24 protein-coding genes are annotated in these 20,706 nt (G+C 62.6%); 5 read left to right on the forward strand and 19 right to left on the reverse strand.

Annotation, left to right across the window (positions count from 1 at the left end; genetic code table 11):
* Positions 1–52: 52 nt before the first annotated feature.
* Positions 53–787 carry a GntR family transcriptional regulator gene (locus WN982_RS18360; protein WP_341313327.1) on the reverse strand — a complete coding sequence of 245 codons (735 nt, stop codon included), beginning with the start codon at positions 785–787 and terminating at the stop codon, positions 53–55.
* A 375-nt stretch (positions 788–1,162) separates the two neighbouring features.
* Between WN982_RS18360 and WN982_RS18365 the strand changes: the two genes are divergently transcribed.
* Positions 1,163–2,089 (forward strand): bifunctional helix-turn-helix transcriptional regulator/GNAT family N-acetyltransferase, encoded by a 927-nt coding sequence (locus tag WN982_RS18365; RefSeq protein WP_341313328.1) that lies wholly within the window; start codon positions 1,163–1,165, stop codon positions 2,087–2,089.
* Between the two features lie 110 nt (positions 2,090–2,199).
* Here WN982_RS18365 and WN982_RS18370 read toward each other — a convergent pair whose 3' ends face one another.
* Both WN982_RS18370 and WN982_RS18375 read right to left on the reverse strand, forming a co-directional pair.
* Positions 2,200–3,012 carry a MetQ/NlpA family lipoprotein gene (locus tag WN982_RS18370; protein WP_341313329.1) on the reverse strand — a complete coding sequence of 271 codons (813 nt, stop codon included), beginning with the start codon at positions 3,010–3,012 and terminating at the stop codon, positions 2,200–2,202.
* Between the two features lie 122 nt (positions 3,013–3,134).
* Positions 3,135–4,715, reverse strand: a complete 1,581-nt coding sequence (locus tag WN982_RS18375) for a methyl-accepting chemotaxis protein (protein WP_341313330.1) — start codon at positions 4,713–4,715, stop codon at positions 3,135–3,137.
* Between the two features lie 260 nt (positions 4,716–4,975).
* On the opposite strand from WN982_RS18375, the gene WN982_RS18380 reads away from it, so the two are divergent.
* A complete protein-coding gene (locus WN982_RS18380) occupies positions 4,976–5,266 on the forward strand; it encodes a YciI family protein (RefSeq protein WP_341313331.1) in 291 nt (96 codons plus the stop codon).
* A gap of 66 nt (positions 5,267–5,332) precedes the next feature.
* Here the strand turns inward: WN982_RS18380 and WN982_RS18385 are convergent, their stop codons facing one another.
* The 5 genes from WN982_RS18385 to WN982_RS18405 all read right to left on the reverse strand — a co-directional run bounded on the left by WN982_RS18385 (position 5,333) and on the right by WN982_RS18405 (position 9,445).
* A complete protein-coding gene (locus tag WN982_RS18385) occupies positions 5,333–5,950 on the reverse strand; it encodes an SCO family protein (protein ID WP_341313332.1) in 618 nt (205 codons plus the stop codon).
* Positions 5,951–5,954: 4 nt separating this feature from the next.
* Entirely contained in the window at positions 5,955–6,860 is a 906-nt protein-coding gene (cyoE, locus tag WN982_RS18390) for a heme o synthase (RefSeq protein WP_341313333.1), read from the reverse strand.
* A gap of 6 nt (positions 6,861–6,866) precedes the next feature.
* Complete coding sequence (locus WN982_RS18395; protein ID WP_341313334.1) at positions 6,867–7,976, reverse strand: COX15/CtaA family protein; 1,110 nt, start codon at positions 7,974–7,976, stop codon at positions 6,867–6,869.
* Positions 7,977–7,998: 22 nt separating this feature from the next.
* Positions 7,999–8,661, reverse strand: a complete 663-nt coding sequence (locus WN982_RS18400) for a cytochrome C oxidase subunit I (protein WP_341313335.1) — start codon at positions 8,659–8,661, stop codon at positions 7,999–8,001.
* A 67-nt stretch (positions 8,662–8,728) separates the two neighbouring features.
* The gene (locus tag WN982_RS18405; protein ID WP_341313336.1) at positions 8,729–9,445 is read right to left on the reverse strand and encodes an SURF1 family protein; all 717 of its coding nucleotides are present in this window, start codon (positions 9,443–9,445) and stop codon (positions 8,729–8,731) included.
* A gap of 111 nt (positions 9,446–9,556) precedes the next feature.
* On the opposite strand from WN982_RS18405, the gene WN982_RS18410 reads away from it, so the two are divergent.
* Positions 9,557–9,766 carry a twin transmembrane helix small protein gene (locus WN982_RS18410; protein WP_007179452.1) on the forward strand — a complete coding sequence of 70 codons (210 nt, stop codon included), beginning with the start codon at positions 9,557–9,559 and terminating at the stop codon, positions 9,764–9,766.
* Between the two features lie 177 nt (positions 9,767–9,943).
* Here WN982_RS18410 and WN982_RS18415 read toward each other — a convergent pair whose 3' ends face one another.
* The 8 genes from WN982_RS18415 to WN982_RS18450 all read right to left on the reverse strand — a co-directional run bounded on the left by WN982_RS18415 (position 9,944) and on the right by WN982_RS18450 (position 17,150).
* Positions 9,944–10,801, reverse strand: coding sequence for a cytochrome c oxidase subunit 3 (locus WN982_RS18415; protein ID WP_341313337.1), 858 nt, complete (start codon positions 10,799–10,801; stop codon positions 9,944–9,946).
* 131 nt (positions 10,802–10,932) lie between these two features.
* Entirely contained in the window at positions 10,933–11,142 is a 210-nt protein-coding gene (locus WN982_RS18420) for a DUF2970 domain-containing protein (protein ID WP_341313338.1), read from the reverse strand.
* A gap of 34 nt (positions 11,143–11,176) precedes the next feature.
* Positions 11,177–11,791 (reverse strand): cytochrome c oxidase assembly protein, encoded by a 615-nt coding sequence (locus WN982_RS18425; RefSeq protein WP_341313339.1) that lies wholly within the window; start codon positions 11,789–11,791, stop codon positions 11,177–11,179.
* A 43-nt stretch (positions 11,792–11,834) separates the two neighbouring features.
* Entirely contained in the window at positions 11,835–11,969 is a 135-nt protein-coding gene (locus WN982_RS18430; RefSeq protein ID WP_341313340.1) for a cytochrome oxidase small assembly protein, read from the reverse strand.
* 108 nt (positions 11,970–12,077) lie between these two features.
* Positions 12,078–13,691 (reverse strand): cytochrome c oxidase subunit I, encoded by a 1,614-nt coding sequence (gene ctaD / locus WN982_RS18435; RefSeq protein ID WP_341313341.1) that lies wholly within the window; start codon positions 13,689–13,691, stop codon positions 12,078–12,080.
* Between the two features lie 44 nt (positions 13,692–13,735).
* A complete protein-coding gene (coxB, locus tag WN982_RS18440; RefSeq protein ID WP_341313342.1) occupies positions 13,736–15,352 on the reverse strand; it encodes a cytochrome c oxidase subunit II in 1,617 nt (538 codons plus the stop codon).
* Positions 15,353–15,418: 66 nt separating this feature from the next.
* On the reverse strand, positions 15,419–15,892 hold the full coding sequence (locus WN982_RS18445) for a DUF2244 domain-containing protein (RefSeq protein WP_341313343.1): 474 nt from the start codon (positions 15,890–15,892) through the stop codon (positions 15,419–15,421).
* A 292-nt stretch (positions 15,893–16,184) separates the two neighbouring features.
* On the reverse strand, positions 16,185–17,150 hold the full coding sequence (locus WN982_RS18450) for a methyltransferase domain-containing protein (RefSeq protein ID WP_341313344.1): 966 nt from the start codon (positions 17,148–17,150) through the stop codon (positions 16,185–16,187).
* Positions 17,151–17,234: 84 nt separating this feature from the next.
* Here WN982_RS18450 and WN982_RS18455 point away from each other — a divergent pair, with 84 nt between their 5' ends.
* A complete protein-coding gene (locus WN982_RS18455; protein WP_341313345.1) occupies positions 17,235–18,029 on the forward strand; it encodes a ComF family protein in 795 nt (264 codons plus the stop codon).
* 18 nt (positions 18,030–18,047) lie between these two features.
* Positions 18,048–18,518 carry a tRNA (uridine(34)/cytosine(34)/5-carboxymethylaminomethyluridine(34)-2'-O)-methyltransferase TrmL gene (gene trmL / locus WN982_RS18460; protein WP_341313346.1) on the forward strand — a complete coding sequence of 157 codons (471 nt, stop codon included), beginning with the start codon at positions 18,048–18,050 and terminating at the stop codon, positions 18,516–18,518.
* Here the strand turns inward: trmL and WN982_RS18465 are convergent.
* The 3 genes from WN982_RS18465 to secB all read right to left on the reverse strand — a co-directional run bounded on the left by WN982_RS18465 (position 18,491) and on the right by secB (position 20,639).
* On the reverse strand, positions 18,491–19,051 hold the full coding sequence (locus WN982_RS18465; RefSeq protein ID WP_341313347.1) for an O-acetyl-ADP-ribose deacetylase: 561 nt from the start codon (positions 19,049–19,051) through the stop codon (positions 18,491–18,493). The two genes, trmL and WN982_RS18465, sit on opposite strands and share 28 nt — an antisense overlap.
* A gap of 96 nt (positions 19,052–19,147) precedes the next feature.
* Positions 19,148–20,146: an NAD(P)H-dependent glycerol-3-phosphate dehydrogenase gene (locus WN982_RS18470; protein ID WP_341313348.1), complete on the reverse strand. Its 999-nt coding sequence runs from the start codon at positions 20,144–20,146 to the stop codon at positions 19,148–19,150.
* A gap of 22 nt (positions 20,147–20,168) precedes the next feature.
* Entirely contained in the window at positions 20,169–20,639 is a 471-nt protein-coding gene (gene secB / locus WN982_RS18475; protein WP_341313349.1) for a protein-export chaperone SecB, read from the reverse strand.
* Positions 20,640–20,706: the final 67 nt, after the last annotated feature.

A 20,706-nucleotide genomic window follows, 5' to 3' on the forward strand; every position in this document is an offset into this window, starting at 1 on the left:
GCCTGGCGCCGCGCCCTTGGCGGCCTGGCCGCGCCCAGACCGCATGGCCCGCTCAGGTGCGCAATTCAGCGACAAAATCGTAGTAGTCGTCGCGGCAATAGGTGTCGGTCAGTTCGATCGCGCGCTGGTCGGCGCTATAGCCGATACGGGTAATGACCAGCAGCGCCGAGCGCGGTTCGATGTCCATCAGCGAGGCGATCTCGCTCGACGCGTTGACGGCGCGAAAGTGCTGCAACGCGCGCACGACGGCGGCGCCGCGTTGTTCGAGATAGCTGTATAGCGACACGCCGATCGCCAGCGGGTCGGGCACGACGGCCACCGGTAACGCGGAATGCTCGACTGCCATTACGATGCCGTCCGCGCGCCGCAGGCGCCGCAGGCTCGCGACCGCCGCGCCGGGAGACAGGCCGAGGTGCACCAGCTCGTCACGGTTGGCGGCGCGGATATCGCGCTCGAGCCACACCGAATCCGGCCGGAAACCGCGTTGCTGCATTTTCTTCGTGAAGCCGGTGAGCCGCGACAGCGGATCTTCGACGCGCGGCGTAATGAAACTGCCCGCGCCGCGTGCGCGCCGGATCAGCCCTTGCTCGACCAGCAGTTCGATCGCCTTGCGCGCGGTGATGCGCGACACGCCGATCGCGTCCGACAGCGTGCGCTCCGAAGGCAGCGCCTCTCCCGCCGACCACACGCCGCAGTGGATCGCCGTCGCAAGATTGCGCGCGAGCTGCAAATAGAGCGGCGTGACGTTGCGGGCGTCAGGCATCAGTGCGGACCAGCGAGTTTCCATGGGGCTCCGGCGGTCGTCTTAAGGAGTGCGGCCTACGAAAATGAGAGCCCATTATATAACCAACATAATACCAGTCAATCGACTGGTCCCATGCTGGTCCGCAGCGCCGGAAAGCCTTGCTGGAGAGGCGTTAGACGGCGGTTTTGGGCCTTTTGGACGTGGGTTTCGGGGATCGGGATTTACCCGTATTCGAAATGCCGGAAGGTGCCGAAGCGGTCCGCACTGGTTCTCATCCCGGATGACGAAATCATCGGAAATCAATACCTTTCTGATACCAGTTTGACGCGCACCGCTTGCCGGAGCAGCTTTTTTAATAGCAGACGTTCCCATATAGTTCTGTGTACCAAGCCAGAAAAAATCCCCGGGGAGCCGCATTTGACAGATTCCGAGGCGCTGCGGCGTGCTCAGGCCGTCCGCCATTTCAATCGCTTCTACGCCCAGCACATTGGCGCGCTGCATGAGCGCTTGCAAAAGAGTGCCTTCTCGCTGACGGAAGTACGTGTACTGCACGAGCTATCCCGCGGACGTGCACAGACGGCCTCGGTGCTCGGGCGCAATCTCGGACTCGACAGCGGTTATCTGAGCCGCCTTCTGACCAGCTTCGAACGACGCAACCTGATTACGCGGCGGCCGTCCGACACGGACGCGCGTCAATCGTTGATCGCCCTCACCGACGGTGGGCACGCCGCATACGCGCCACTCGACACGGCGGCAATCGAAGAGGTGTCGGCGGTGCTGAACGGCCTCACATGGCTCTCCCAAGAGCAGTTGATCGCCGCGATGAAGCTGATCGAGCGGCTGCTCGATCGCAGACCGCAGCACGAACTCGTGATCCTGCGCCAGCCGCGCGCAGGCGAATGCGGTTGGCTCGTGCACCGGCAGGCACAGTGGTTCGCTGCGGAATATGGCTGGGACCAATCGTTCGAAGGCTTGCTCGCGCGCGTCGTCGCCGATTACTCGCAACGTCACGATCCGGTACGCGAGATGTGCTGGATTGCCGACCAGGACGGCATGGTGGTCGGTTCTGCGTGCATCGTCGGGGTCTCGACGACGGTAGCGGGCGTGCGGCTTTTGTGGGTCGAGCCGGACGTGCAGCGTCTGGGCATCGGCACGCAGCTGATGAGCGAATGCGTGCGGTTCGCCAGACGCGCGGGTTACACCAAGCTCACGCTGACCACCGCCAGCACACTGAAGGAGCCGCGGCGGCTCTGCGAGCGCGCTGGTTTTCGCCTCGCCGGCACGAGCGCGGAGCGGCGTTTCGGCAAGGATCTGACGATCGAGCGATGGGAACTGGAGTTGTAGCCCCGGGCTCGCCGGCGTATGCGACGCACGAACGCGCGAAGTTTCGGATGAAAAAAACGCCACGGTTTCCGTGGCGTTTTTACCTGGCAGCGCAGGTTACGCGCAGTCGCTTAGAACGACGGCACCACCGAACCCTTGAACTGCGTCTTGATGAACTGACGCACGTCTTCCGACTGGTAAGCCGCGACCAGCTTCTTGACCCACGGCTTGTCCTTGTCCTGCGCGCGCACGGCGATCAGGTTCGCGTACGGGCTGCGGATGTCTTCGAGCACGACCGCGTCTTTGGTCGGTTGCAGACCGGCGGCCAAAGCGAAGTTCGTGTTGATCGCGGCAGCGTCGACGTCCGACAGCGAGCGCGGCAGTTGCGCAGCGTCGAGTTCGACCAGCTTGATCTTCTTCGGATTTTCAGCGACATCCAGCGCGGTCGCGTTATTGCCGTTCGTGCCTGCGCCGGCCTTCAGCTTGATCGCGCCTTGCGCCTGCAACAGCAGCAGCGCGCGATTCTCGTTCGACGGATCGTTCGGCACCGCGACCTTCGCGCCTTGCGGCAGGTCCTTCAGCGACTTCAGCTTCTTCGAGTAGATACCGAGCGGCGAAATGTACGTGAGACCGGCATTGACGATCTTGTAGCCGCGTTGCTTGACCTGGCTGTCGAGGTACGGCTGATGCTGGAAGCTGTTGGCGTCGAGGTCGCCCGCGTCGAGTGCGGCATTCGGCTGCACGTAATCGTTGAATTCGACGACCTTCACGTTCAGGCCTTCGCGCTTCGCCACTTTGGTGACGACTTCCCAGATTTGCGCATCCGGGCCGCCGATGGTGCCGACCTTGATGACTTTATCGTCGGCGTGCGCGCCGAAGCTGGTGACGATCGCCGCGCTGGCGACCACTGCCGAGAGGGCTTTAAGGATGTTTCCGCGCTGCATGTGATTCTCGCTTTCTCTGATCGATGTCAGATTCGGGTGGAAGCCGGCGGCCGGTGTCCTGATTTCGCTGCGCCGCCAACTGGACCGCAAATGGTCTCATACGTCCCGCGAGATGGGAAATATCACGATTGCATATGGTTATGCACTGCATCGGCGCTGTTCACGCGAAACGCGCTCACCGTGTCGCGCAGACGCCCCGCCTGATCCTGCAACGAAGCCGCCGCGGCCGCCGCCTGTTCGACCAGCGCGGCATTCTGCTGCGTCACTTCGTCCATCTGCGTGACCGCGCGGCCGACCTGTGAAATGCCACCGCTCTGCTCTTCCGACGCCGCGGCGATCTCGCCCATGATGTCGGTCACGCGCTGCACGGCCTGCAGGATCTCGCCCATCGTCGTGCCGGCCTGCTGCACCAGCGTCGAACCGGTGTTCACACGCTCCACCGACGCGCCGATCAACTGCTTGATCTCCTTGGCCGCGGTCCCCGAGCGCTGCGCGAGGCTGCGCACTTCGCCCGCCACGACCGCGAAGCCGCGGCCCTGCTCGCCGGCGCGGGCCGCCTCGACCGCCGCGTTCAACGCGAGGATGTTGGTCTGGAATGCAATCCCTTCGATCACGCCGATGATGTCGGCAATCTGCCGCGAGCTCTCGTTGATCTCACCCATCGTGCCGATCACGCGGTTCACCACGTCGTTGCCGCGCGTCGCGATTTCCGATGCATTGTGCGCAAGGCCACTCGCCTGACGCGCGTTGTCAGCGTTCTGCTTGACCGTCGCGGTGAGCTGTTCCATGCTCGCCGCAGTCTCCTGCAACGAGGCCGCCTGCTGCTCGGTGCGTTGCGACAGATCGCCGTTGCCGGCGGCAATCTGCTGCGTCGCCGACGCAATCGATTCCGCCGAGTGGCGAATCTCGCCGATGGTCCGTTGCAAACGGTTCTGCATGTCGTGCATGGCCGCCATCATGCTGGTGGAGTCGTGCGGACGAACCTCGACGACTTGCGTCAGATCGCCCTTTGCGATGCTCGCCGCGAGCCTCGCCGCCTGATCCGGCTCGCCGCCGAGACTCGCGCGCACATTGCGGATGATCAGTACCATCGCCAGCGAAATGACCGCGCCGATCACCAGCACGACGGCCAGGTGGCCAAGCAGCGTTTCGTAGTAGACCGTGTCGATATCCTTGATGAACACGCCGCTCGTGATGTTCCAGTCCCACGGCGCGAAACGCACCACGTAGCTAATTTTCGGCACCGCGGTTTCGCTGTGCGGCAAGCGTCCGCGATACTGCGCGAAGCCACGCCCGTTCGCTTTGGCGGCGTCGACGATTGACACGTACAGCAGCTTGCCGTCCGGGTCCTTGAAATCGCCGACCGGCTTGCCGTCCATTTGCGGCAGCGTCGGATGCATCAGCACGACCGGCTTCGAATCCATCACGAACAGATAGCCGGATTCGCCGTAGCGCATCGTCGCGAGGCGAGCGAGTGCTTCGCGCTGCGCGTCTGCCTCGCTGATCTTGCCGCCCTGCGACAACGTGTAATAGCCGTTCACGACGCCCTGCGCCGCGTCGACGAGGTTCACCATGCCCGCCTTGCGCTCGGCCAGCATCGTGCTGCGCGTCTCGACCGCGCTCCACAGCCCGACGCCGAGCAACCCCAGCCATACGAGCGCGAGCGACAGCCATAGTTTGCGATTCAAACTCATCCTGCTCATTGTTGTGGTCTCTTTCGTGTGGTTTGTTTCCTGTTCGCGGTCGGGCCGCGAGCGCGCTTCCGGCCTGATACGCAAACGATTGCCACAGTTATATCGGCATGACAAGCGTGCAACTTGAGAAAGCGGTAAGGAATCCGGTGACCTGGCGAGAAGGCCTTGCGCACGAATTGACCCCGCGCAACAAATCGTCCGCTGACCGATAATTGAAAGCCGTTGGCCGCAAGCACAGGCGGCCGCCTCAATCGTTCACGAGACCGCTCATGTACGTCATCAATCTTATCTACACCGCGCCGCTCGAGCGCATCGACGACGCGCTGGAAGCACACCGCGCGTTTCTGACCAAACAGTTCGAAGCAGGCGTGTTCGTGGCCGCCGGCCCGAAGGTACCGCGCAATGGCGGCATCATTCTGGCGGTGCGCATCGAGCGCGATAAGCTGGATGAGATTCTCGCCAGCGACCCGTTCGCCGAGCAGAAACTCGCACGCTACGAGGTGACGGAGTTCAAGGCGACGCGGCTCGCGCCGGGGGTGAATTTGCCGATTTCGGGTTGAGGGTTATAGCGGCAGAGTTTCGAAACGGGCGCGCGGCTGATGCGTGCGCCCGAGTACATCAAAGTATCAACCCAGCAGCAGCTTGATATCGTGGATCCACGGCGTCGCGCCCTGGCCGTCGCGTGCGAAAAGTCGCAGCTTGCCGGCCGGGTCGAACACATAGCTCGCCGCGGTGTGATCCATGGTGTAGCTGTCCGGTGTCTTGCCCGGCACCTTCGCGTAATAGACGCGGAAGTCCTTCGTGATTTTGGTGAGTTGCGCCTGATCGGCAGGACGCAAACCGACGAACGTCGGGTTGAACGCCGGCACGTACTGCGCCAGCAAGGCCGACGTGTCACGCTCCGGATCGATGGTGACAAACAGCACCTGCACGCGTTTCGCGTCTTCGGGGCCGAGTTCCTTGAGCGCTTGCGAGAGCTCGGCCATCGTCGTCGGGCAAACGTCCGGACAGTGCGTGTAGCCGAAGAACAGCACCACGACTTTGCCCTTGTAATCCGCCATCGTGCGGATTTTGCCGTCCGTGTCGGGCAGCGAGAAGTTACTGGCGAATTGGCTATTGCCGGTGATATCGACGTTCTGGAACGCCGGCGGCTGCTTGTCGCAGCCGGCTACCAGCAGCGCGCCGCCAAGCGCGCAAGCAATCATGGCAGCACGCGCCGTGCGCGCGAAGCGGTCTTTGAGCATGGTGTTACGCGCCGATCACGACGCGCGCATAGTGGTCGATCAACAGCGCGGCGAACAGCAGCGACAGATAAACGATCGAGTAACGGAAGGTTTTACGCGCCAGGTCGTCGGAATATTCGCGATAAATCTTCCACGCATAGGCGAGGAACACGGCGCCAAGCAGCACCGCTGCCGCGAGGTACACCACGCCGCTCATGCCGGAGATAAACGGCATCATCGTGACCGCGAACAGGATCACGGTGTACAGCAGAATATGCAGCCGCGTGTACTTCTCGCCGTGCGTGTTCGGCAGCATCGGCAGACCGGCGTTTTCGTAGTCTTTGCGGCGATACAGCGCGAGCGCCCAGAAGTGCGGCGGCGTCCACACGAAGATGATCAGCACGAGAATCCATGCGTCGCCCGGTACGTGACCAGTGACTGCGGCCCAGCCGAGCGCCGGCGGCATCGCGCCCGACGCCCCGCCGATCACGATGTTCTGCGGCGTGGCCGGCTTCAGCAACAGTGTGTAGATGACCGCATAGCCGACGAAAGTCGCAAGCGTGAGCCACATGGTCAGCGGATTGGCGAACGTGTAGAGCGTCCACATGCCAAGCCCGCCGAGCACGGCCGAAAACAGCAGGATCTGCGTGGTGGTGATTTCGCCGCGCGCGGAAGGCCGCCACGAGGTGCGACGCATCTTCGCGTCGATTTTCTGTTCGACCAGGCAATTGATGGCGAACGCCGCACCGGCCAGCAGCCAGATGCCGGCGGTGCCGCCGATCAGCACGGTCCACGGCACCATGCCCGGTGTCGCGAGGAACATGCCGATCACTGCGCAGAACACAGCGAGCTGCGTGACGCGCGGCTTCGTCAGGGCGATGTACTGGGAGACCCGGCTACCGGGCGTTTGGGAGAGTGTTGTGCTGTCCATGTGGGGTCACGCTGGCGCGGCATCGCGCGCAGGCAACACGGCGCGGCCGGGACGGCTATAAGCGATTCGAAAGTTTAACATAACGAGCAGAAGCAGCAGGATCGCGGCGCCACCGTTATGCGCGACCGCAATGGGCAACGGCCATTGCAGGACGATGTTCGACAAGCCGGTGATAAATTGAATCAGCACGACCAGCAGCACGCCGTTCGCCGGCCGCCGCAGCGACTCGAAACGGCGCAGTTTCAGCGCGAACCACACCAAATAGGCGACCACCACGATCGCGAACGTGCGATGGGTCCAGTGGATCGCCACCAGCGCGTCTTGCGTGATCATGTCGCCGTCGCCGGTCATACCGAGCGCGCGCCACAGGTGGAAGCCGTGCGCGAAGTCCATCGGCGGGAACCATTGGCCGTTGCAGGTTGGGAAATCCGTGCATGCGAGCACCGCGTAGTTAGTGCTGACCCAGCCGCCCAATGCGATCTGCACGATCAGCAGCACGAGGCCCGCGATCGCCGCCGCACGCCAGCGCGCTGCTTCGGGTTCGTAAGCGGGCAGCGGCGTCTGCCGGGCGGCCAGCCAGCCGAGCGTGCCGAGCAGCGCGAGACCGAGCAGCAAGTGGGTGGTCACGATGACCGGTTGCAACTTCATGGTCACGGTCCACGCGCCGAACGCACCCTGCACGAGGATCAGCAGCAATAGCGAAGTCGGCCACCAGGGCGAAACATGCAGCGGGCGGCGCTTGATGCGTGCGGTCCATGCGATCAGCGTCTGCGCAATGATCAGAACGCCGATCGCCATTGCGAAGTAACGGTGGATCATCTCGATCCAGGCCTTCGTCATGCTGACCGGCCCGGTGGGCATCGCCTGCTGCGCGGCGGTAATTGCCGCATGTGCGATGAACGGCGATGAAGTGCCGTAACAGCCCGGCCAGTCCGGGCAGCCGAGGCCGGAATCGGTGAGGCGGGTGAAGCCGCCGAACATCACCAGATCGAGTGTCAGGAAGGTGGTGAGCCAGACCAGCTTGCGGAATTTGTTGTCGTCGGCCTTGACCCATACATAGGAAAGCGGCAACAACGCGATACACAGGCCGATCAGAGCCAGTTGCAGTACAAACATCTCTCTTACCCTTGTTGCGGCATCAGCCGATGCTCGACCATTTGAGCAGCTTCGTCACGTCGCCCTTGATCTTGCTCGGGTTCGGATCTTTCGGGAAACGCATCATCAGGTTGCCGTTAGGATCGACCATGTAGATGTGGTCGCTGATTTTGGTGCCGTTGTCGGTGGGCAGCCACGCGGACACCTGCGCCGGGTCGGCGATCAGCATGTCGGTGTCGGGATAGGCCTTTTGTATCACGTCGGCAACGTTGCCTGCATCGGTGCGCAACCACACCTCGACGACGCGCTCGCGCTCGGGACCCTGGGCTGCGCGGATTTGTCGCATGAAGTACAGCTTGGTGACACACGCTTTGTCGCACGCGCTGCCGTCGACCGAAATCAGCAGCCAGCGGCCGCGAAGCGAAGCGAGCTTGAGCGGCTTGCCGTCTTCGCCGGTCACGACGAACGACTCGGGGATCGGCCGCTGCGGCTCGACCAGCGTGCCGTAGCTCGTGCTGCCGCCGGCCGGCTTGATCACGTAGTACGTGAAATACGACACGACGATCGGCGCGGCGCAGATGATCGCCAGCAGCAGCAGCATCCAGCGGCCGCGCTTCCACGATCCCTCGCCATTCGGTTGGCCGGGAATCACTTTCGGAGCAGCGGGTTTGCCGGCTTGCGGCGAACGGGGAGATTGCGTCGACACTACAGGACCTCTTTCAATGATTGCGCGGTTTCGGCGGCGCATAGGCCGGGCAACCGCGTGCGATGCATTACACGCTCGGCGCGTGCTCTTTCTTTGCTGCACGGCGCGCAGCGTACAGACCAAAAACCAGGGCCGCGACCGCCATGCCCCACCACTGGAACATATAGCCGTAGTTGCGCTCGACGCCGCTCGTCGGCGCCGGCCAGTCGCGCACCAGCTTGTCGCCGTCGTCGCTCAATTGCTGGATCACGAACGATTGCAGCGGCAAACCGGTTTCCGCGGCGTAGGCGGCGGTATCCAGATTCTGGCGGATCAGTTGATGCGCGGCCGAACCGCCCTGCCCCAACTCGAATGCGCGCGAGGCATCGGCACGCGCAATGCCTTCGATTTCGATTTCGCCTTGCGGCGTGGTGTACGGCGCGATGGTCTCGCGATTGTTCACGTTACGCGGCAGCCAGCCGCGATTGACCAGCACATATCCGCCGCCGGCCAGTTTAAAAGGCATCACGACATAAAAGCCCGGCTGATCGTTATACGGACGATTATCGAGGTAGACGACTTTGTCCGCGACAAAGCTGCCGCGCGCCTTCACGCGATGGAATTCGATGTCCTTCAGTTCGACCGGCGCGGCGCCGACCGGCTGCGCGGGTGCGTTTTCGAATTGCGTGATGTGCGCTTCGAGTGCTTCCTTCTGATGCGCGCGGTCGCGCTGCCAGAAACCGAGCCGCACCGTCACCGCAATGACCAGCAGAATCAATAACGCGGGAATCCAGCGGATCTTCATCGAAAGCACCCCGCCACAGCTTGCGGCACCGCCTGGAACACACGGCAGACGTTGGCGCGCGGTGCGATAATAACCGTCTTGCCTCTGCGCTTTCCGGTTTCAGTTGGTTCCATGCACATTCTCGTTCCCATCGCCTTCGTCCTGATCATCGCCAGCATGGTGTCGGCGCTGTACTTCATGATGCATGACAAGGGCAAAACCAAACGGATGGTTTGGTCGCTCGCCACGCGGGTGGGCCTGTCGATCTCGCTGTTCCTGTTCATCCTGTTCGCACACTGGATGGGCTGGATTCAGTCGACCGGTATTCCTTATGGGCGTTGAGCGCTGCGCAAATAATCTGCTTCATCAAGCAAAACGCCGCCCTGACAGGGTCGAGGGCGGCGCTGCATAGTCTTGCATACTGCTCGTGCGCAGCGCCCCTGAAGAGCTTTGCGCGAACGGCCTGCACATTCCGGGTAACCGATTCCGGCTAACCGGTACGGCGCAGGCCAGACTGCGTTACAGCCAGTACACGACGACGTACAACCCGAGCCACACAACGTCCACAAAGTGCCAGTACCAGGCAGCGCCTTCGAACGCGAAGTGATGCTCTGCTGTGAAGTGGCCGCGGATCATCCGCACCAGCACCACCGCCAGCATCGTGCCGCCGAGGAACACGTGGAAACCGTGGAAGCCCGTCAGCAGGAAGAACGTCGAACCATACACACCCGAGGACAGTGTCAGGTTGAGCTCGTTGTACGCGTGGAAGTATTCGAAGCCTTGCAGGAACAGGAAGCAGACGCCGAGCACGAGCGTGGCAGCCAGCCAGCCGATCGCTTTCTTGCGCTGATCTTCGCGCAGCGCATGGTGCGAAACCGTCAGCGTGGCGCCCGACGACAGCAGCAACGCCGTGTTGATGGTCGGCACCGGCCACGGCTGCATCGACTTGAAGGTCGACACCAGCGCTGCCGGACCGTTGTTCGGCCAGACCGCGGAGAAATCCGGCCAGATCAGCTTGTAGTCGAGGCTGCCGAGCTGATGCAGGGCGATCTCACGGGCATAGAACAGTGCACCGAAGAATGCGCCGAAGAACATCACTTCGGAGAAGATGAACCAGCTCATGCTCCAGCGGTACGACTTGTCGACATTCTTGCCGTACATGCCGCCTTCCGATTCCGCGATCGCGTCGCCGAACCAGTGCCACAACGTATAGAGCAGCCACAGCAGACCCACGACGACGCCGATCGGCGCCAGGGTATGGTCGTTAATCCAGGCCGCAAGCGATCCGAGCATGACCAGCAATCCGACCGCGGCGCTGATCGGATGCCGCGACGGATGCGGTACGAAATAGTACGGGCTCTCGTTTTGACCGCTCATTCTTGATTCTCCACTTCAGTCCAGTTGTTCCGGAATCTCCGGCTGTATCTTCGGCGGCGCGTCGATACCGCACCGCTTCACTCTAATTCGTGGGCTTTGCTCCGCCCTGCACTACTCGCCTGCCAGCAGCCTCAACCCACTACGGCGTGCACGATCAGAATCAGCACGCCGATCAGGATGGCTACGCTGATCAGCGCTGCTGCAACCACATGCAGCGGGTTCAGCTGCGTCGCATCCGCTTCCAGATCGCGCCGCTTGCGCACCCCGAAAAACGACCAGAACACGGCTTTCATCGACTGGCCGAAACTGCTCTTGCGCGGGCCGCCGCTGTTATCGCTCATACGTCTTGTATTCCTTCGCCCGCGGCAAACGCCGTCAGGCGGGATTGGCGGCGGTGGCCGCCGTCTTGGGCGCGGGTGCCGCGGTACCGGCCGCCGCCGGCGCCGGCGTGTTCAATTCAAAGAACGTGTACGACAACGTGATCGTTTTCACGTCCTTCGGCAACTTCGGATCGACCACGAACACCACTGGCATCCGCTTCGTCTGATTTGCCGTCAAAGTCTGCTGCGTAAAGCAAAAACATTCGATCTTCCTGAAGTACTCGGTCGCCTGCTTCGGCGCGTAGCTCGGAATGGCCTGCGCCTGAATCGTGCGCGCCTGTTCGTTGCTGACCTCGTACATCACCGTTGTCACTTCGCCCGGATGCACGTCCAGACTACGCTGCTCCGGCTTGAAACCCAGCGGACCGCGCGCGTTCGCATCGAATTCGATCGAAATCGTGCGGCTCATGTCGACCTGCGTGTTCTTCGCCTCGCGCGCCGTTGCATCACGCTGCACAAGGTTGTTGATGCCGGTGATCTGGCAGATCGCGCGGTACATCGGCACCAGTGCAAAACCAAACCCGAACATCATCAGCGCGACGACGAAGAGCTTGATCAGCATCGAACGGTTAAAAGAGCGGTCGGCCTGAGCCGGCGGTTGCGTCGACATCTCAATCCTCAACAATCCTGCACACCAGACTCGAGCGGCCGCGTCAGGAGAACCACCACTGCTTGATGATGACGCTCGCGAAAAAGACAGCAGCAATGGCGAGCATCACAAAACCTATCCGCTTGTTGCTCGCGCGAATCTGTTCCGGCGTACGTCTTTCCTGTGGATTGCGCGTCATGCTCGACTTTCTGAATACTTTCGTGACTACCGGGTTGCAGCCACCGCTGGGGCAGCTGTCCGGTTCCGGCGCTCTGCTGCAGGAACCGGACACTTCACCGAATGCTGATTACTCGACGGTTGGCGGGTTTTCGAACGTGTGGAACGGAGCCGGGCTCGGCACAGTCCATTCGAGGCCCGTTGCGCCATCCCACGGCTTGTCGCCCGCTTTTTCAAGCTCACCACCGCCACGATAGGCCGGCAGCGCGACCGCGAACAGGAAGTAGACCTGTGCGAGACCGAAGCCGAATGCACCGATCGTGATGACCTGATTCCAGTCGGTGAACTGTGCCGGATAGTCAGCATAACGACGCGGCATACCTGCGAGACCGACAAAGTGCATCGGCAGGAACGCGAGGTTGAAGAAGAACATCGACGCCCAGAAGTGGATCTTGCCGCGCGTTTCGTTGTACATCCAGCCGGTCCACTTCGGCGCCCAGTAATACCAACCGGAGAACAGCGCGAACAGTGAACCCGCAACAAGCACGTAGTGGAAGTGCGCCACCACGAAATAAGTACCGTGATACTGGATATCGAGCGGCGCCATCGCGAGCATCAGGCCCGAGAGACCACCGAACGTGAACACCAGCAGGAAGCCGACCGCGAACAGCATAGGCGTTTCGAAGGACAGCGAACCGCGCCACATCGTTGCGACCCAGTTGAACACCTTCACGCCCGTCGGCACTGCAATCAGCATCGTCGCGTACATGAAGAACAGCTGGCCCGTCACCGGCATGCCGGTGGCGAACATGTGGTGCGCCCAGACCATGAACGACAGAATCGCGATCGACGACGTTGCGTACACCATCGAGCTATAGCCGAACAACGGCTTGCGCGAGAACGCCGGGATCACCTGCGAAACGATCCCGAACGCCGGCAAGATCATGATGTACACCTCGGGGTGCCCGAAGAACCAGAAGATATGCTGGTACATCACCGGGTCGCCGCCGCCTGCCGCGTTGAAGAACGACGTGCCGAAGTGGCGATCGAACAGCACCATCGTGATCGCGCCTGCCAGAACCGGCATCACGGCGATCAGCAGGTAAGCGGTGATGAGCCATGTCCAGACAAACATCGGCATCTTCATCAGCGTGAGGCCAGGCGCGCGCATGTTCAGGATCGTCACGACGATGTTGATCCCACCCATGATCGACGAAGCACCCATCAAGTGGACCGCGAAAATCGCGAAGTCCATGCCCGGGCCCATCTGCGTCGACAGCGGTGCGTACAGCGTCCAGCCCGCGGCGGTCGCGCCGCCCGGCGAGAAGAACGAACCGACCAGCAGAACAGCAGCCACCGGCAACAGCCAGAAGCTGAAGTTGTTCATCCGCGCGAAAGCCATGTCCGATGCGCCGATCTGCAGCGGCACCATCCAGTTCGCGAAGCCGACGAACGCCGGCATGATCGCGCCGAACACCATGATCAGGCCGTGCATGGTGGTCAACTGGTTGAAGAACTCGGGACGCATGATCTGCAGACCCGGCTCGAACAGCTCGGCACGGATCATCAGCGCCATCACGCCCCCGGAGAGGAACATGGTGAACGAGAAGATCAGGTACAGCGTACCGATGTCCTTGTGATTGGTTGCGAACAGCCAACGACGCCAGCCATGCGGCGTTTCGTGGGCATGCTCGCCGTGCACGTGCTCGTGGCCCGCGACTACATCGTGTCCGATGCTAGACATGACAATCTCCTAAAGCGAATACTGCGGTGCTGACCATGAACACGTCAGGCAGCCGGGCTGATCTGAACACGCCGGGCTTCTTTCGCGTCGGTGCCGCCCGTGATCGTTTCCGGCTTCTTCAAAATGATGTGGTCTTCGGCGATGCCGGCTGCTTTCAACGCGTCGCGCACGGCTTCGGCGCGGCTCTTCGCGAGCTTCGCGTTGATGTCGGCCGAACCGGTGACATCGGTGAAACCCGACAGCGTGAATTTCGCGTCCGGATGCGCCTTCGCGTAGGCCGCGGCTGCGTCGACGGCTGCTTTCGCGTCGGCCGGCAGCGTGCTCTTGCCGGTCTCGAAGTAGACGTTTGCCGGCAATGCCGTGGCGTTGTCCGAACCGGCCGAAGCCGTGTCAGCACCCGAGGCTGCCGCCGCACCCGAAGCTGCGGCCGCGCCGCTAGCCGCAGCGCCCGCCTCGGCCAGATGGTTGCCGCCTTCCGGCAGCTTGCCGTTACGAGCGTCCAGCACCTGCTTCGGCTGGAGAAGGTCGCCGGTGTGGTTGCCCCACGAATTACGTTCGTACGTGATGACCGAGGCGATCTCGACGTCGTTCAGCGTCGGCGCCCACGAAGGCATGGCGTTCTTGCCCTTCAGCACCATGCTCACGTGCTCGGCGAGCGGGCCGTTGGCGATCTTGCTGCCGTCGATCGCCGGGAATGCGCCTGCGCCCTTGCCGGTCGGCTGGTGACAGACCGCGCAGTTGGCTGCATACACCTTGCCGCCGCGCTCCATCAATTCTGCGAGCGTATAGGTCTTGTTCGGATCGTCCTGGCCGGCGGCCATTTTCTTCTTCTGCGTGTCGACCCACTTCGCGTAGTCGTCAGCGGACAGCACCTCGACCACCACCGGCATGAACGCGTGTTCCTTGCCGCACAGTTCGGTACAGAAGCCGCGGAACGTGCCGACCTTGTCAGCCTTGAACCACGTGTCGCGCACGAAGCCCGGAATCGCGTCCTGCTTCACGCCGAAAGCCGGCACGTACCAGGAGTGAACCACGTCGTTCGCGGTGGTGATGATGCGGATTTTCTTGTCGACCGGGACGACGAGCGGATTGTCGACTTCCTGCAGGTACGTGGTGGAAATCGGCTGGCGGCCATCGGTTTCCGCACGCGGCGTGGACAGCGTGGACAGGAAGTTGATGCCCTCGCCCGGGCCCTTCACGTAGTCGTAACCCCATTTCCACTGGTAGCCCGTCACCTTGATGGTGACGTCGGCGTTGGTGGTGTCCTTCATCGCGACGACGGTCTTGGTGGCGGGGAGCGCCATCAGCACGACGATGACGAACGGCACGATCGTCCAGATGATTTCGACGGTGGTGCTTTCGTGGAAGTTGGCAGCCTTGTGACCCTTCGATTTGCGGTGGGCAAAGATCGAATAGAACATCACAGCGAACACGCCGATGAAGATCACCGTGCAGAGAATCAGCATGAACGTGTGAAGGCTGTAGAGCTCCTCAGCGATTTTCGTCACAGGCGGCTGGAGATTGATCTCGTTGACGGCGGGGCCGCCCGGAACATCGCCCACTGCCAGGGCAGCACCGGCGAAAAGCAGTCCGCTCATCGCCAGCACACCCATGAGGGCTCGCTTGATTGTTTTCATAGCTTCCTTACCCAAAATTTCCATTCAAACCCTCGACCCCGCTGGCAGGCTGCCCCGCGCTCCCCGTGAACGCCGCGCGCCTCGACGCGTCTAACAACGCGAGAGCCACATACGCAATTCGCCTGCGAACTGCGCGCGCCGATACTGCGCGAGATGTTGCCCGATCATGATCGTCTGGCCGCGCGAGACCAGTTTGATCTGGTCACGCGGCGTTGCGCCCGCCTCGATCCGCACCCAGCGCGGATTGAATTCGAACTGCGTGAGCCGCTCCGCGCTGACCTGCTCGATGACGAGCCGGTTCTGAAACAACCGGATGCGCTCGTAATCGACAGCATGGCGCGCATAGATGGCAAACGCGATGCCCACCGCCAGCAATTCAATACCGGTGAACGGCAACACCAGCCAGGCGCCGACCAGAACCAGCATGAAAGCAATTGCCAGCGAGAACAATGCCAGCGACACGTAGAAACATACGAATTGCCGCGGCGATATCGAACAGTTGCGTTTCATCGTCCAGTCTTTGAGGACCGGTTTTGAATCCGCCAGCAGATCTGATGCATCCATCGCTGCCTCCCGCGAATCGCCGCCCGCGGCCACGCTTGCGACCACTGCTTCCGGCCACTCAATAACCGCCGCGTCACCTCATACTGCAGCCCTGCGCCTCGGGCCTGTCGCCCCAAATGTGGGAACTCCGGGCGACAAACTGACGCATTATAGGCGCGATCCATAGCATCCACAAGCAAGCCTCTATTGGCTCACAAGCCAGGCGCGACAAGCCTCCGCGCCGTTTTGACGCACCATCCGGGCGTCTTTTGAAGCGGTAATTTCAGACATAACAGATGTCCTCTTTACCACTTCAACGATTCTTCGACGAACCTCGTCCGATATCCTCGATCCGCACAATCCCATGACCCTCCGCTGTGGTACGCGGCACAGCTTTCCATGCGTGCCCATAGATCACTTCGAAGGTCAGCGCGATCGTGCCGTCGGCTCGCCGCCGGGCTTCGAGCGCCGCCAGCAAAGCCCTGTGCAGCCGGCGCGCAGACGAATTCGACGGCGCTTCGCGCTCGAACGGATACGCGCCCCAACGGCGCACGTCCGCGAGCAGCGACTCGGGCGACTTATAAGTAATAGTCAGTGTTTCCTGGTCCATCACGGGGATTTCGAAACCGCTCTCGACCAGCATGTCGCCGAGATCGTGCATGTCGACGAAGTCAATCACATGCGCGCGCGAGCTCACACCGTGCGCGGCCTCGACCTCAGCGTATGCGCCACGCAACTCTTTCAGCGTGTCGGGGCCGAGCGTGCTGAACATCAGCAGGCCGTTCACTTTCAGCACGCGCTGCCACTCAGGAAACACGAGATCCGGCCGCGAGTGCCAGTGCAGCGCGAGATTGGACCAGATGAATTCGAAGGCGCCGGCAGCGAACGGCAGCACGGAAAAGTCGGCCTGCGCAAATCGCGGACCGCGCGCGCCGAGCGCCTTGCCAAGCGTTGCCGGTAGAAAGCGGCGCCAGCTCGTGTCGCCGGAATCGTGCCGCAGCGCGCGGCTGAGCATGGCATGCGACAGATCGGTGCCGAACACGGGTGCCTCTGGGAAGCGTGCGCGCAACGAGGGAATGTCTTCGCCCGCGCCGCAGCCCGCGTCGAGCACGCTCGCCGGCGTGACCTTGATGTAGTCGAGACGCTCGCGCATGCGCTGCGCGATTTCGCGCGGCAGGAAGGCGACTTCGTCGAAGGTCGCTGCACGGCGGTCGAAAATCCGCCTGAGGCGCCGGGAATCATAGGCCGGACGGCCAGATTGAGCGGGAGTTGGGGACATGGGTGTCGTACTGGCGAAGAGCCCGAAGTATACTCGCTCGCTTCCTTCCCTTCAGCGTGGAAGGCCTTCGCGGCCGGTCCAGTCATGCCATTTCGCATTTTTTCTTCGTCTTCCGGCGGCCCGACCGCACGTTTCGCACGTTTCGCGTGCGGCTTGCATTCGGCATGGCCTCACGTGGTGCACGCCACGCTGCCGAACCTGTGCGCACTATGCGGCAATTTGTCGCATAAGACGCTGTGCGCCGGTTGCGACGAGGCGTACTGGAATGAAAGCAGGTTGCGTTGCACAGTGTGCGCCGTTCCGTTGCCTGGAACGCGGCACGCGGGTCGCGCGCACTATCGGTGTGCGGATTGCGTCGGTGAGCCGCCGCCGTTCGACGCTACCTTCGCGCTCGCCGACTACCGCGCGCCGCTCGACGCCCTCGCGCTCGGTCTGAAATTTCGCGCTCGGCTCATGCTGGCGCGCGAATTTGCGCAACGCCTTGCGCGTCTTGCGGAGGACTCGCTAACCGATGCGTCGGCATGGCCCGACGTGATCGCGCCCGTGCCGCTCGCGAACAAACGCCTGGCCGAACGCGGCTACAACCAGGCTTGGCAAATCGCCAAACCGCTGGCCCGCGCGCTGAACGTGCGCAGCGATGCAACCCTGCTGCATCGGCTCGTTCACACCGCGCCGCAATCGCGGCTCGACCTCGACGCGCGTCGACTCAACGTCGGCCGCGCATTCCACGTGGCAAAACCGGTGCAGGGTCTGCACGTCGGCATCGTCGACGATGTGATGACGACCGGCGCGACGCTCGAAGCGCTGGCGCGCACACTGAAGGCTGCCGGTGCGCGGCGCGTCACCAACTTCGTCGCGTTGCGCACGCCGAAAAACTAGTCTCCATCTGAAACCATCATGTTCAATGTCGTTCTCGTCGAACCGGAAATTCCGCCGAACACCGGCAACGTCATCCGCCTGTGCGCCAACACCGGCGCGCGGCTGCATCTGATCGAGCCGCTCGGCTTTCCACTCGACGACGCCAAACTGCGCCGCGCCGGCCTCGACTATCACGAGTACGCGCAAATGAATGTGCACGCCGATTGGGCAGCGTTTATCGCCAAGGAGTCGCCCGATCCGGCGCGCATGTTCGCGTTCACCACACGCGGCTCCGGCCGCTTTCACGAGCACGCATTTCAATCCGGCGACTGGTTCGTCTTCGGCGCGGAAACGCGCGGCCTGCCCGACACGGTGCTCGATCAATTCGCCAACGAGCAGCGAGTGCGTCTGCCGATGCGGCCGGACAACCGCAGCTTGAATCTCTCGAACACGGTCGCGATCGTGGTGTTCGAAGCGTGGCGTCAGACCGGCTTCGAAGGCGGCGTCTGAGGGCGCTTCAATTCGCGCTTCAATTCGATTTCGTAGCGCGCGAGCATCGCGCCGTCGAAACAGGCGAACACCACGTGTTCGATGCCGGGCGTGCGCGGCAACGTTTCGAGCACGGTGCCGACCGCGATCTGCACGGCTTCGTTAGCGGGAAAATGGTAGATGCCGCAACTAATCGCGGGAAACGCAATGCTCGTGCACTGCGCCTGATGCGCCACTTCGAGCGAGCGCTGATAGCACGAGGCAAGCAGGTCTGCCTCGCCGCGCGCACCGCCCTGCCAGACCGGACCGACCGCGTGAATCACGTGCCTGGCCGGCAATTGATAGCCGCGGGTGATTTTGGCGTCGCCGGTCGCGCAGCCGCCGAGCATCTTGCATTCGCGCAACAATTCCTGGCCGGCCGCGCGATGAATCGCGCCATCCACGCCACCTCCGCCCAGCAACGACGTATTGGCGGCGTTAACGATCGCATCGACGGCGAGCGTCGTGATGTCCACCACACGCGCCTCTAACGTGCAACGATTGAAAGTGAGCATGGGAACCTCGCTGGCCCGAAGCGTCGATAAGACGTGGACAGCAACGGTGGGCAGCCGTTCAGCGCGTTTGCGCGCCAAACGGCTGAAAGACAGAACTTATTCGGCTTTCGAATCACGCCGCAGCAGGGCGCTGACGGCGTCACGCGGGGCGACGCCGTCGAACAGCACGGCACAGACTGCCTGCGTGATCGGCATCTCGATCGCATGCGCGCGAGCAATCGCCAGGACGGCTTGCGCACAACGCACACCTTCGGCCACGTGACCGAGGCCGCCGAGAATATCGTCGAGCGTGCGGCCCGCGGCGAGTTGCACACCGACCGTGCGATTGCGCGACAGATCGCCCGTCGCGGTCAGAATCAGATCGCCCAGCCCGGTCAAACCGGTGAACGTCTCCGCCCGTCCGCCGAGCGTCACGCCCAGACGCGACATTTCAGCCAGGCCGCGCGTGATCAGCGCCGCGCGCGCGTTCAGACCGAGGCCAAGGCCGTCGGCAATACCCGTCGCGATCGCCAGCACGTTCTTCACCGCGCCGCCCACTTCCACGCCGACGACGTCGTCGCCGGTATAGATGCGCATGGCGCCGTGATGGAACGCGGCGACCGTGCGCTCGCGGCAAGCCGCCGACGCACTCGCGATCGTCAACGCGACCGGCAGGCCCTGCCCGACTTCGCGCGCGAAACTCGGACCGGACAGCACGCCGTTGCTGCCGTGCCCCGGCAGTTCGGCGGCGACCACCTGATGCGGCAACAACTGCGAGTCGGCCTCGAAACCTTTGCACAACCACACCACATGCGCCGGCACTTTGCCCGCGTCGTGCATCGCCCGGAACAGACCGCGCAGACCGGCCACGGGCGTCGCCACGACGCACAGGGCGTCGTCGGCCAGCGCGTGATCGAGCGCAGTGCTCAAGTCCGCTTCATAGCGCAACGCAGGCGGCAAAGCAACGCCCGCCAGATAGCGGGCGTTTTCATGCGAAGCCGAGAGATCGGCGACGAGCGCGGGTTCGCGCGCCCACAACACCGTGTCGTGCCGCGCGGCCAGATGGCCGGCGAGGGCTGTGCCCCAAGCGCCGGCGCCGAGAACGGCGACCTTCATAGCCGGCACCGCGTGCGACGCGTTAATGCGTGACGCCGTGTTGCGCCGCGCCGTCCTGGCCGCCCATCTGCGCGAGCCGTTGCTCGTACAGGGCCTGGAAGTTGATTTCGGCGAGGTGGATCGGCGGGAAACCGGCGCGGGTGATCGCGTCGGCGATGTTCGAGCGCAGATACGGGAACAGGATCGTCGGGCAAGCAATGCCGACCAGCGGATCGATCTGCTCAGCCGGGATGTTGCGGATGTCGAAAATGCCGGCTTGCTTGGCTTCGATCAGGAACGCAACCTTGTCCGACACCTTGGCCGTCACGGTGCCCGTAACGAGGATTTCGAACACGGTGTCAGCGAGGCGCTCAGCCTTCACGTCGACTTCGACTTCGACCGACGGCATTTCCTGCTCGAGGAAAATGCCCGGCGAATTCGGCTGCTCGAGCGACATGTCCTTCAGGTAGATGCGCTGGATATTGAAGAACGGCTGGTTATTCTCGTCTGACATGATTGGATGATTCCCTGATTTATATACATGGCGGCGGCCCATTCACTCACGGACCGCCAGATCGTTG

The sequence above is a fragment of the Paraburkholderia sp. IMGN_8 genome (assembly GCF_038050405.1).
Lineage (GTDB): Bacteria > Pseudomonadota > Gammaproteobacteria > Burkholderiales > Burkholderiaceae > Paraburkholderia.